Origin of the sequence: Streptomyces sp. NPDC059853, assembly GCF_042731495.1 — a bacterium.
Taxonomy (GTDB): Bacteria; Actinomycetota; Actinomycetes; order Streptomycetales; family Streptomycetaceae; genus Streptomyces.
In genome coordinates this window covers 1-11703 of sequence record NZ_JBHWJL010000151.1, presented here as the reverse complement: position 1 = coordinate 11703, position 11703 = coordinate 1, and the positions used below count along the sequence as shown (strand labels likewise).

Sequence of the window (11703 nt, the reverse complement as noted above, 5' to 3'; positions counted from 1 at the left end):
CCTCCTCGAAGACGGGCGCGAACTGGCGGCACGGGCCGCACCAGGAGGCCCAGAAGTCGACAAAGGCGATGCCCTTGCTGGCGACCTGGGTCTCGAAGTTGTCCTTGGTCAGTTCGATGGTGGTCATCGCACTCTCGCTCTCTGCCTCCGGCGGGTTCCGGCTGCCCCTACCCGGAACCCCGGGGGTTCGATGCGTATTCCGGCGGGCTTCTTGCCGTCGTATACCCCTAGGGGGTATACAGGAGGCGAGGGGCAGATACCTCCCTCGGGTATATTCGCCGTGAGGAGCGACGATGAACGGCAGCAGTGGCATCACCGGCACACACGACGTACAGGACCGGGTCGAACTCGCCATCGGCGGGATGACCTGCGCGTCCTGCGCGGCACGGATCGAGAAGAAGCTCAACCGGCTGGAAGGGGTCACCGCCAGCGTCAACTACGCCACCGAGAAGGCCACGGTCAGCTACGGCGGCGAGGTACGGGTACCGGATCTCATCGCGGTGGTCGAGAAGACCGGCTACACCGCCGCCGTCCCCGCACCACCCGCCCCCGAGCCCTCCCCGGCCCCCGCCGGTGACCCGCCCGGTACAGCGGTCGGTACGGCGCCCGGCCCGGCGGACGACCTCGCCGTCCTGCGGCACCGGCTGCTGGTCACCGTGGCCCTCTCCGTCCCGGTGATCGCGCTCGCCATGGTCCCGGCCTGGCAGTTCGAGTACTGGCAGTGGCTCTCCCTCACCCTCGCCGCGCCCGCCGTGATCTGGGGCGGCTGGTCCTTCCACCGGGCCGCGTTCGTCAACGCCCGGCACGGCGCCGCCACCATGGACACCCTGGTCTCGCTCGGCACCCTCGCCGCGCTGGCCTGGTCGGTGTGGGCGCTGTTCTTCGGCATGGCCGGACACCCCGGCATGACCCACCCCTTCGAGCTGACCATCCAGCGCGGGGACGCCAGCGGCAACATCTATCTGGAAGCGGCGGCCGGCGTGACCGCCTTCCTGCTCACCGGGCGCTATCTGGAGGCGCGCGCCAAGCGCAAGGCGGGCGCGGCGCTGCGGGCCCTGATGGAACTGGGCGCCAAGGAGGTCACGGTGCTGCGGGACGGCGTGCCCGTCCTGCTGCCGGTGGCACGGCTCGCGGCCGGGGACCGCTTCCTGGTGCGGCCCGGCGAGAAGATCGCCACGGACGGGGTGGTGGTCGAGGGGTCCTCCGCCGTCGACGCCTCCATGCTGACCGGGGAATCCGTCCCGGTGGAGGTCGCGGTCGGCGACACCGTGGCCGGTGCCACCGTCAACGCGGGCGGCCGGCTGGTCGTCGAGGCCACCCGGGTCGGCGCCGACACCCAGCTGGCGCGGATGGCCAAGCTGGTCGAGGACGCGCAGAGCGGCAAAGCGGCCGCCCAGCGGCTCGCCGACCGGATCTCGGCGGTGTTCGTCCCGGCCGTGATCGTGCTCTCCCTGGGCACGCTGGCCTTCTGGCTGCTGACCGGCGGCGGGGCGTCGGCCGCGTTCACGGCGGCGGTGGCCGTCCTGATCATCGCCTGCCCGTGCGCGCTCGGCCTGGCCACCCCGGCCGCCCTCATGGTCGGCACCGGGCGCGGCGCGCAGCTCGGCATCCTCATCAAGGGCCCGGAGGTCCTGGAGAACACCCGCAAGGCCGACACCATCGTGCTCGACAAGACCGGTACGGTCACCACCGGCCGGATGACGCTGCTGGACGTGCGGGTCGCCGAGGGGACGGACGAGGCCGAGGCGCTGCGGCTGGCCGGGGCGCTGGAGCACGCCTCCGAACACCCCGTGGCGCAGGCGGTGGCGGCGGGCGCGGCCGAGCGGCTCGGCACCACGGCGCTGCCCGTCCCCGAGGACTTCGCCAATGTGCCCGGGCTCGGGGTGCAGGGCGTCGTCGAGGGCCACGCCGTCCTGGTCGGGCGCGAGCGGCTGCTGGCCGAATGGTCCATCGCCCTGCCCGCCGCGCTGGCCGAGGCCAGGGACGCGGCCGAGACGGCCGGGCGCACCGCGATCGTGGTCGCCTGGGACGGGGCGGCCCGGGCGGTCCTGGAGGTCGCCGACGCGGTGAAGGAGACGAGCGCCGAGGCGGTCGCGCGGCTGCGGGACCTCGGCCTCACCCCGATCCTGCTCACCGGCGACAACCGGGCGGTCGCGCAGGCGGTGGCCGCCGAGGTCGGCATCGACGCCGGACACGTCATCGCCGAGGTGCTGCCGCAGGACAAGGTCGAGGTCGTCAGGCGGCTCCAGGCGGAGGGCCGGTCGGTCGCCATGGTCGGCGACGGTGTCAACGACGCCGCCGCGCTGGCCGCCGCCGACCTGGGCCTCGCGATGGGCACCGGCACGGACGCGGCGATCGAGGCCGGCGACCTCACCCTGGTCCGCGGCGACCTGCGGGCGGCGGCCGACGCCATCCGGCTGTCCCGCAAGACGCTGTTCACCATCAGGACCAACCTGGGCTGGGCGTTCGGCTACAACGTCGCCGCCCTGCCGCTGGCCGCGGCCGGGCTGCTGAACCCGATGCTGGCCGGGGCCGCGATGGCCTTCTCGTCCGTCTCGGTGCTCGCCAACAGCCTGCGGCTGCGGGCCTTCCGGGCCATGGACCGCTGAGGCACCGGACCGTGGAACCGTCCCCCAGCCGGGCCGGCCGGCCGCCGCTCACCGCCCTGCTGACGACCTCCGGCGAACCCGCCCGCTCCCGGCGGGCGAAGGACCGTTGCGCGGAACGACCGCGCCGGTGGACCCTTGCCCGATGACGCAGCCGCCGGATCAGTACGAGGACATGGCCGCGGAGTACGCCGAGCACTCCGCGGCCAATCTGGCCAACGCCCACTACGACCGGCCCGCCATCCTCGGCCTCGCCGGGGACCTGACGGGACTGCGGGTCCTGGACGCGGGATGCGCGGCCGGCCATCTGGCGCGGCTGCTCGCCGAGGGCGGCGCGGCCTCGGTCACCGGCATCGACACGAGCCAGGCGATGGTCGCCCTGGCCCGCGAGCGATGCCCCGCCGGAACGTTCCACCGCGCCGATCTCGCCGCGCCCCTGGACCTGTTCGAGGACGGCGCGTTCGACCTGGTGACGGCCTCGCTCGTCCTGCACTACCTGGCCGACTGGGGCCCGCCGCTCGCCGAACTGCGCCGCGTCCTGCGGCCGGGCGGGGCGCTGGTGATGTCGGTGCACCACCCCGGCGAGGACTGGCGGTGGTTCGGGCGGCCGGACTACTTCCGCACCGAGGAGATCGAGGACACCTGGACGGTGGCCGGCAAGCCGCGCACCGTACGGTTCTACCGCCGCCCGCTGAGCGCCTGCTTCACGGCGCTGCGCGAGGCCGGCTTCACGGTGGACCGGCTGCTGGAGCCACGACCGGACCCGGCGGGCCGGGCGGTGGACCCCGAGGGGTACGCGTCGATGTCCACCGCCCCGCACTTCCTCTACTTCCGCGCGCTCACCCCGGAAGCTCCACCCAGCGGCGTGGCGGCCCGCTGACACCCCGGCCGTCGCCGAGCCACAACCCGGCGCGCGCGCAGGCGAAGGCCACCCGGCGGGCGTGGTACGCCTCGGCCCCGCCCGTGTGCTGCCAGTGCCGGTAGAGCCACTGCCCGGGCGGCGAGTCGGCGGTGGGGCCGTGCAACTCCTCGCGGTGGACCGTGCCGTCCTCGGCCGTGCTGACGCAGACGCTGCCCTTGGGATTGAAGAAGAGCGCGCAGGCGCGGGCGCCGACGGACAGCGGGCCCAGCACCGCCTCGTCGGCAGGCCGGAATCCGAGCGGCTGGATCAGCACGCAGCCGCCCTCGACGCCGGTGACCCCGATGTGGCGCAGCGCGGCGTCGGCGTCGGACGGGTCGAAGCCGCCGGGCCCGGTGCCGTACGGGCCGGGGTCACGCTCCGGGTCCAGGGGCGGGAAGCGGGCCGGGTCCGCGCCGAGGCGGGCGATCGCCTCCTCCTCGCCGACGCCGCGGACGAAGGCGACGCCGAGCCCGTCCCCGTGGATCCCCGCGAAGGCGGCGATCAGCCGGTCCGCCCGCTCCTGCGCGGCCCGCTCCTCGTCGGTGAGCGGGACGGCGCCGGGCAGTCCGGCCACCAGCGGAGCCAGCGGGGTGGTCAGCGCCAGCCGCCCCGGCGACCAGGGGCCGATCACCGGGCGCCACGGTCGCGCCCCGGCCGCCAGCAGTTCCGCGACGCCCTCGGCGTCCCCGTCGGCCACGGCCTCCCACAGCGGGGTGTGGCCGGTCACCTCGTCCGGTGTGTCGATCCCGCTGGGCGGAGTGACGCGGGCGGGAGGCGGCAGCAGTTCGGGGAGGTTCCGCGTGACGGCACTCCGGCCGGCCAGCACACCGGACGACACGAGCAGACCGCGCAGGCCCACGGCACCGCGGCCCGCGCCGGGCGGGCGGGGCGGCTCCTCCCACCGGGCGTCCGGCCACACCTCCACGATGTCGCCGGCCGCCGCCCGCAGCGGGGCCGCGTCGACGGCGGTGACCGTTTCGGGCACGGACTCCGCCGGCCACGCCACGGCCAGCCGGAACGTGCCCTCGGGCGGCAGCGTCGTGAGGTGGAGGTCCCGTTCCTGGTGGAAGAGCACCCCGCTGCTGCGGAGCTGCCACAGCCGGATCCGGCGCGCCCCGTCCCCGGCGGGCCACGGTTCGCCGTCCAGGGTGGTCACCCGGCGGCCGTCCGGCAGCAGCAGGCCCACCCGCAGTCCGCCGTCCCGGTGGACCGAGCCGTGCGGGTCCTGCCCGGCGTCCGGGCCGGTGGTGCGGAAGCGGCGGCGGAAGAGCGACAGATGGAGGGTGAGCGCCCCCGGCCACACCGACCAGCCCCGGAGCAGGACACGGGTGTACCGGCTCGCGCCCAGTTCCCGGACGTCCGGGACGGTGGCCGGCAGATACCAGTCGGACGGGGGCCCGTCCCGACCGGTCGCGGCGGCCGGTGGCGGGCCGAGGTGGACGAACTCCGGTGGCGGGGGCGGGGGTGACGCCTGCGGGGGGTCCAGTCCGTCGAAGAATCCCATGGCGGCAGTGAAGCAGCGGCCACTGACAGCGGAACTCGCCCCGCCACCGGACGCGTTGACGCTGCGTACCGATCGTGCGATGCACCGAGGAGAGCACCATGGCCCTGTGGGACCGGATCAAGGATTCCGCCCAGAACATGCAGTCCCAGCTGGTGGCGAAGAAGAACGACCTCAAGAGCGGAGCGTTCCGGGACGCCAGCATGGCCATGTGCGCCCTGGTGGCGGCGGCCGACGGGTCGGTGGATCCGGTGGAGCGGCAGCGGGTCGCGGCGCTGATCGGCACCAACGAGGTGCTGCAGAACTTCCCCGCCGACGATCTGCGGCAGCGGTTCAACCGTTACGTCGACCAGCTCACCACCGACTTCGAGTTCGGGCGGATCGGGGTGATGCAGGAGATCGCCAAGGTGAAGAAGAAGCCGGCCGAGGCGCGGGCCGTCATCCAGATCGGCATCGTGATCGGGGGCGCGGACGGGGACTTCGACGCCGACGAGCGGAAGGTCGTCCGTGATGTGTGCTTCGCCCTGGACATCCCCCCGACGGAGTTTGATCTTTAAACTGAATTGATCAGAATTGAACGAACATGGCCGGGCTTGGTCAACTCCTTGCCCTGCCATGCCAGTTCCTTGACCAATGCTTGGAGAGTGCTTGGCCGCTGACCGGTAGTCATGGGCCTTATGCGCAAGAACACCGTGCGGAATCGCACCAGTTGGGCCATCGCCGCGAGCAGCCTGCTGCTCCTCACCGCGGCGTCCGGGGCCACCGCCGTCGCCTCCGCCGACACCGATGCAGAAACGTTTGGCCACGGGCACGGCCACCACCGCCCCCACACCCCCTACCCGACGCAGGCGGAGATCCGGGAGCAGTTCAACGCCTGGAACGACGCCCTCGCCACGCTCGACCCGGAGACGGTCGCCGATCGGTACGCCCCCGACGGCGTACTGCTGCCGACCCTGTCCAATCAGATCCGGTCGGACCGCGAAGGCATAGTCGACTACTTCGAGCACTTCCTGGCGAAGCACCCGGTCGGCGAGATCAACGAGTCCTACGTCGACATCCTGAGCCCGACCTCCGCCGTCGACTCCGGCTCGTACACCTTCACCCTCACCGAGGACGGCGTCACCTCCACCGTCGACGCCCGCTACACCTTCGTCTACGAGAAGGACCCGGTCACCGGCGACTGGCTGATCGTCAGCCACCACTCCTCGGCCAACCCCGAGGGCTGAGCCCCGGCACCACCCCCGGCACGGCGGAGCCCGGGAGGACCACCGTCCTCCCGGGCTCCGCCCGTGTCCAGGGCCCTACTTCTGCGGTGCGGCCGGCTTGCGCACGGTCAGGTGCAGCTCGCGCAGCCGGGCCTCGTCCACCTCGCTCGGCGCGCCCATCAGCAGGTCCTGGGCGTTGCCGTTGAGCGGGAAGGCGATGGTCTCGCGGATGTTCGGCTCGTCGGCCAGCAGCATCACGATGCGGTCCACGCCCGGGGCGATGCCGCCGTGCGGCGGGGCGCCGAAGGTGAACGCCCGCAGCATCCCGCCGAACTCGCGCTCCACGTCCTCGCGCGAGTAGCCGGCGATGCCGAACGCCTCGTACATGACCTCGGGCTCGTGGTTCCGGATGGCGCCGGAGGACAGCTCCACACCGTTGCACACGATGTCGTACTGCCAGGCGAGCACGTCCAGCGGGTCCTTGCTGCGCAGCGCCTCAAGACCGCCCTGCGGCATGGAGAACGGGTTGTGCGAGAACTCGATCTGCCCGGTGTCCTCGTTCCGCTCGAACATCGGGAAGTCGACGACCCAGCAGAACCGGAAGACGCCCTCCTCGAAGTGCCCGGCGCGGCGCGCGGCCTCGACCCGGACCGCGCCCATGATCTTGGAGACCTCGTCGAAGTCGCCGGCGCCGAAGAACACGGCGGTGCCGGCCGTGGCGCTGAGCTTGGCCAGCAGGGCCTCGGTGTCGGCCTCGGTGAGGAACTTGGCGATCGGCCCGGTGAGGGTGCGGCCGTCCTCGCCGACCCGGACCCAGGCCAGGCCCTTGGCGCCCTGCGCGATGGCGTACTCACCGAGCTGGTCGAAGAACTTGCGCGGCTGGCCCGCGGTGTCCGGGACGGCGAGGGCGCGCACGTGCTTGTCGGCGAACGCCTTGAAGCCGGAGCCCGCGAAGATCTCCGAGACGTCCGTCAGCTCCAGCCGCGCGCGCAGGTCCGGCTTGTCGGAGCCGTACTTCAGCATCGCCTCGCGGTACGGGATGCGCGGGAACGGCGAGGTGACGTGCCGGCCGCCGCCGAACTCCTCGAAGACCTCGGTCATCACCTTCTCGATGACCTGGAACACGTCCTCCTGCTCGACGAAGCTCATCTCGACGTCGAGCTGGTAGAACTCGCCGGGGGAGCGGTCGGCGCGGGCGTCCTCGTCGCGGAAGCAGGGCGCGATCTGGAAGTACCGGTCGAAGCCGGCGATCATCAGCAGCTGCTTGAACTGCTGCGGCGCCTGCGGCAGCGCGTAGAACTTGCCGGCGTGCAGCCGCGAGGGCACCAGGAAGTCGCGGGCCCCCTCGGGGGAGGTGGCGGAGAGGATCGGGGTCGCCAGCTCGGTGAAGTTCTGCGCGCTCATCTTCTGCCGCAGCGCGGAGATGACCTGGGAGCGCAGCATGATGTTGCGGTGCATCCGCTCCCGGCGCAGGTCCAGGAAGCGGTACTCCAGGCGGCGTTCCTCGTTGACGCCGTCCTCGGCGTTGATCGTGAACGGGATCTGGTCGGCGGCGCCGAGCACCTCGACCTCGCCGACCTTGACCTCGATCTCGCCGGTGGGCAGCTCGGGGTTGACGTTGTCCGCGCCGCGCGCCACGACGGTGCCGTCGACGCGGATCACCGTCTCCTTGGAGAGCGAGCTGAGCCGCTCGTTGACGTCCGTACCGGGGCGGACGACCAGCTGCACGATGCCGTAGTGGTCGCGCAGGTCGATGAAGAGGATGCCGCCCAGGTTGCGGCGATTGTGCAGCCATCCCGACAGCCGGACATCCTTGCCGATGTCCGCGGAGCGCAGCTCGCCGCAGAGGTGGGACCGGTACCTATGCATCGTTCATCCAAGTCGTCAACGCGTTCCGGAAAGGGACCACTCAGACTACCGTCCCCCCGGGGCCCGCTCGCCGCAAAGGGACGAAGCGGGCCAAGCGGGACTTACTTCGCGCGGGTCGCCGGGACGCGTCCGAGCCGGCCGGCCTGGAAGTCCTCGAACGCCTGGGACAGCTCGGCGTGCGAGTTCATCACGAACGGTCCGTAGTGCGCCATGGGTTCGCGGATCGGCTGCCCGCCCAGCAGGATGACCTCCAGCGAGGGGGCGTGGGAGTCCTGCCGCGCGTCCGCCCGGACGGTGATCGTCTCGCCCTCGGTGCCGAAGACCACCGCCTGGCCCAGCTCGATGGGGCGGCGCTCCGCGCCGGCGCTGCCGCGGCCGGCGAGCACGTAGCCGAGGGCGTTGAAGTCCGGCCGCCAGGGCAGGGTCAGCTCGGCGCCCGCGGTGACGGTGGCGTGGATGAGGGTGATGGGGGTGTGGGTGATCCCGGGGCCCGAGTGGCCGTTGAGGTCGCCCGCGATGAGCCGGATCAGCGCGCCGCCGTCGGGGCTGGTGAGCAGCTTGACGTTGCCGCCGCCGATGTCCTGGTAGCGGGGGTTGGTCATCTTGCTGCGGGCGGGCAGGTTGACCCACAGCTGGATGCCGTGGAAGACGCCGCCGGAGACGACCAGTTCCTCCGGCGGGGCCTCGATGTGCAGCAGCCCGGAGCCGGCGGTCATCCACTGGGTGTCGCCGTCCCTGATGACGCCGCCGCCGCCCTCGGAGTCCTGGTGGACGAAGGTGCCGTCCAGCAGGTACGTCACGGTCTCGAAGCCGCGGTGCGGGTGCCAGGGGGTGCCCTTGGCCTCGCCCGCCGCGTACTCCACCTCGCCCATCTGGTCCATCATGATGAACGGGTCGAGGTGGCGGTAGTTGATGCCCGCGAAGGCGCGGCGGACCGGGAAGCCCTCGCCCTCGAAGCCGGTGGGCGCGGTGACGGTGGTCAGGACCCGGCGGGCGGCGGGGGTGTCGCCGGCCGGCGCTGGGGCGGAGACCTTGGGCAGGGTGAGCGGGTTCTCGACGGTGATGGCGGGCATGGCGTACCTCCTCGGCAACTGCCATCAGAATAGTTGAACGATGAACAGTCGTCGAGTGCGCGACCCGGGCGCTGCTTCCGGCTCAGCCGTACATACGCCGCATGGTGTAATCGACCATCTCATTCACGGCGGCGGCCTCCAGGACCAGCCGGTGCTCCCCCTCCATGTCGAGCGCGAACCCGTAACCGGTCGGCAGCAGGTCCAGCACCTCACCCCCGGTGACCGTGAAGTAACGCGACTCCTTGCCGGCGTAGCGCCGCAGCTCGCGCAGCGACGTGAACAGCGGGATCACCGGCTGCTGGGTGTTGTGCAGCGCCAGGAAGCCCGGCGTCTCGCCGCGCGGGCAGTAGATCTTGGCGGAGAGGAAGATGTCGTGGAACTCCTCCGAGGACAGCGCGCCCGAGGTGTACGCGCGCAGCGCGTCGGTGAACGACGGGGGCGCGGGGGCGGCGCCGCCGGACGCGGGCGCGGCGGACTGCTGGGGCTGGGGCTGCTCCGGGTAGAGCTGCTGCCCGCTGTAGGCATCGCCGTAGGGCTGCTGCTGCTGACCGGAGTACGGGGTCTGGTCGTAGCCGTACATGACGGAAAGCCTACTGAGTGAGGAGGGGCCGGTTTCCGCTTGCTTCTTATTACCGGTGGGTAGCATGATGGGAGTTACTACCCGGTACTGGAGCTGGAGTCGTCGCTATGGGTCACTACAAGTCGAATCTCCGCGATATCGAGTTCAACCTGTTCGAGGTCCTGGGCCGCGACTCGGTGTACGGCGCCGGGCCGTTCGCCGAGACCGACACCGACACCGCACGCACCGTGCTGCGGGAGATCTCCCGCCTCGCGGAGAACGAACTGGCCGCCTCGTACGTGGAGGGCGACCGCAACCCGCCCGTCTTCGACCCGGCCACCCACACCGCCCCGCTGCCCGAGGCCTTCAAGAAGAGCTACGCCGCCTACATGGACGCCGAGTGGTGGCGCCTGGGCATCGGCGAGGAACTGGGCGGCACCGTCGCCCCGCGCTCGCTGCTGTGGGCCTACGCCGAGTTCATCCTGGGCGCCAACCCCGCGATCTGGATGTACGCCTCCGGGCCGGCCTTCGCCTCCATCCTCTTCGACGAGGGCACCGAGGAGCAGCGCAAGATCGCCCAGCTGATGGTGGACAAGCAGTGGGCCTCCACCATGGTCCTCACCGAGCCGGACGCCGGCTCCGACGTGGGCGCCGGCCGCTCCAAGGCGGTCCGGCAGGAGGACGGCAGCTGGCACATCGAGGGCGTGAAGCGCTTCATCACCTCGGGCGAGCACGACCTGAGCGAGAACATCGTCCACTACGTACTGGCCCGCCCCGAGGGCCACCAGGGCGGCACCAAGGGCCTGTCCCTCTTCATCGTCCCCAAGTACGACTTCGACTGGGAGACGGGCGAGCTGGGCGAGCGCAACGGCGTCTACGCCACCAACGTCGAGCACAAGATGGGCCTGAAGGTCTCCAACACCTGCGAGCTGACCTTCGGCGCCGACGGCCGCCCGGCCAAGGGCTGGCTGCTGGGCGAGAAGCACGACGGCATCCGCCAGATGTTCAAGATCATCGAGTTCGCGCGGATGATGGTCGGCACGAAGGCCATCGCCACCCTCTCCACCGGCTACCTCAACGCCCTGGAGTACGCCAAGGAACGCGTGCAGGGCCCGGACCTCGCCCAGTTCACGGACAAGTCCGCGCCGCGCGTCACCATCACCCACCACCCGGACGTCCGCCGCTCGCTGCTGACACAGAAGGCGTACGCCGAGGGCATGCGCGCCCTGGTGCTGTACACGGCCTCCGTGCAGGACACCATCGAACTCAAGCGGGCGGCCGGCGAGGACGCCGCGGCGGAGGAGGCGATCAACGACCTGCTGCTGCCGATCGTCAAGGGCTACGGCTCGGAGCGCTCCTACGAGCAGCTCGCGCAGTCGCTCCAGACCTTCGGCGGCTCCGGCTACCTCCAGGAGTACCCGCTGGAGCAGTACATCCGGGACGCCAAGATCGACACCCTCTACGAGGGCACGACGGCGATCCAGGGGCAGGATTTCTTCTTCCGGAAGATCGTCCGCAACCAGGGCGTGGCGCTCGGCACGGTGTCGGAGGAGATCAAGAAGTTCCTCGCGGACGCCCCGGGCGGCGAGGACCTGTCCGCGGCCCGCGACCGCCTGGCGACGGCGGCGGCCGACCTGGAGGTGATCGCCGGCATCATGCTCACCGACCTGGCGGCCACCGAGAAGGATGTGAAGTCCATCTACAAGGTGGGCCTGAACACCACCTCCTTCCTCCTGGCCACCGGCGACGTGGTCGTCGGCTACCTGCTGCTGCGCGGCGCGGCGGTGGCGGCGGAGAAGCTGCCCGGCGCCTCGGCCAAGGACCGCCCCTTCTACACGGGCAAGATCGCCGCGGCGAAGCACTTCGCGACGACGATCCTCCCCACCGTGACGGCGGCCCGCTCGGCGGCGGAGGCGACCGACCCCACGGTGATGGACCTGGACGAAGCGGCGTTCTGAGTCACCGGACACGATGACGGCTGCGGTCCCC

Annotated in this window: 10 protein-coding genes; 5 read left to right on the top strand and 5 right to left on the bottom strand. The window is 71.7% G+C overall.

Going from position 1 to position 11703, the window contains the following annotated elements:
* The coding region (locus ACFV5N_RS16990; protein WP_385600010.1) for a thioredoxin family protein at positions 1-127 on the bottom strand (127 nt) is incomplete at its 3' end.
* A gap of 166 nt (positions 128-293) precedes the next feature.
* Here ACFV5N_RS16990 and ACFV5N_RS16985 point away from each other — a divergent pair.
* Both ACFV5N_RS16985 and ACFV5N_RS16980 read left to right on the top strand, forming a co-directional pair.
* Complete coding sequence (locus tag ACFV5N_RS16985) at positions 294-2609, top strand: heavy metal translocating P-type ATPase (protein WP_385600008.1); 2316 nt, start codon at positions 294-296, stop codon at positions 2607-2609.
* A 142-nt stretch (positions 2610-2751) separates the two neighbouring features.
* The gene (locus ACFV5N_RS16980) at positions 2752-3486 is read left to right on the top strand and encodes a class I SAM-dependent methyltransferase (RefSeq protein ID WP_385600005.1); all 735 of its coding nucleotides are present in this window, start codon (positions 2752-2754) and stop codon (positions 3484-3486) included.
* On the opposite strand, the gene ACFV5N_RS16975 is transcribed toward ACFV5N_RS16980, so the two are convergent.
* Positions 3446-5011, bottom strand: a complete 1566-nt coding sequence (locus ACFV5N_RS16975; protein ID WP_385600002.1) for an ankyrin repeat domain-containing protein — start codon at positions 5009-5011, stop codon at positions 3446-3448. The genes ACFV5N_RS16980 and ACFV5N_RS16975 overlap by 41 nt on opposite strands.
* A gap of 98 nt (positions 5012-5109) precedes the next feature.
* Between ACFV5N_RS16975 and ACFV5N_RS16970 the strand changes: the two genes are divergently transcribed.
* Complete coding sequence (locus ACFV5N_RS16970) at positions 5110-5565, top strand: tellurite resistance TerB family protein (RefSeq protein WP_385599999.1); 456 nt, start codon at positions 5110-5112, stop codon at positions 5563-5565.
* Between the two features lie 120 nt (positions 5566-5685).
* Positions 5686-6234 carry an SgcJ/EcaC family oxidoreductase gene (locus tag ACFV5N_RS16965; RefSeq protein WP_385599996.1) on the top strand — a complete coding sequence of 183 codons (549 nt, stop codon included), beginning with the start codon at positions 5686-5688 and terminating at the stop codon, positions 6232-6234.
* A 75-nt stretch (positions 6235-6309) separates the two neighbouring features.
* On the opposite strand, the gene aspS is transcribed toward ACFV5N_RS16965, so the two are convergent.
* The 3 genes from aspS to ACFV5N_RS16950 all read right to left on the bottom strand — a co-directional run bounded on the left by aspS (position 6310) and on the right by ACFV5N_RS16950 (position 9735).
* Positions 6310-8082, bottom strand: coding sequence for an aspartate--tRNA ligase (gene aspS, locus ACFV5N_RS16960; protein WP_385599993.1), 1773 nt, complete (start codon positions 8080-8082; stop codon positions 6310-6312).
* A gap of 101 nt (positions 8083-8183) precedes the next feature.
* Complete coding sequence (locus tag ACFV5N_RS16955; RefSeq protein ID WP_385599991.1) at positions 8184-9155, bottom strand: pirin family protein; 972 nt, start codon at positions 9153-9155, stop codon at positions 8184-8186.
* An 82-nt stretch (positions 9156-9237) separates the two neighbouring features.
* Complete coding sequence (locus ACFV5N_RS16950) at positions 9238-9735, bottom strand: SseB family protein (RefSeq protein WP_385599988.1); 498 nt, start codon at positions 9733-9735, stop codon at positions 9238-9240.
* A gap of 107 nt (positions 9736-9842) precedes the next feature.
* Here ACFV5N_RS16950 and ACFV5N_RS16945 point away from each other — a divergent pair, with 107 nt between their 5' ends.
* Positions 9843-11672 (top strand): acyl-CoA dehydrogenase, encoded by a 1830-nt coding sequence (locus tag ACFV5N_RS16945; RefSeq protein ID WP_385599985.1) that lies wholly within the window; start codon positions 9843-9845, stop codon positions 11670-11672.
* Positions 11673-11703: the final 31 nt, after the last annotated feature.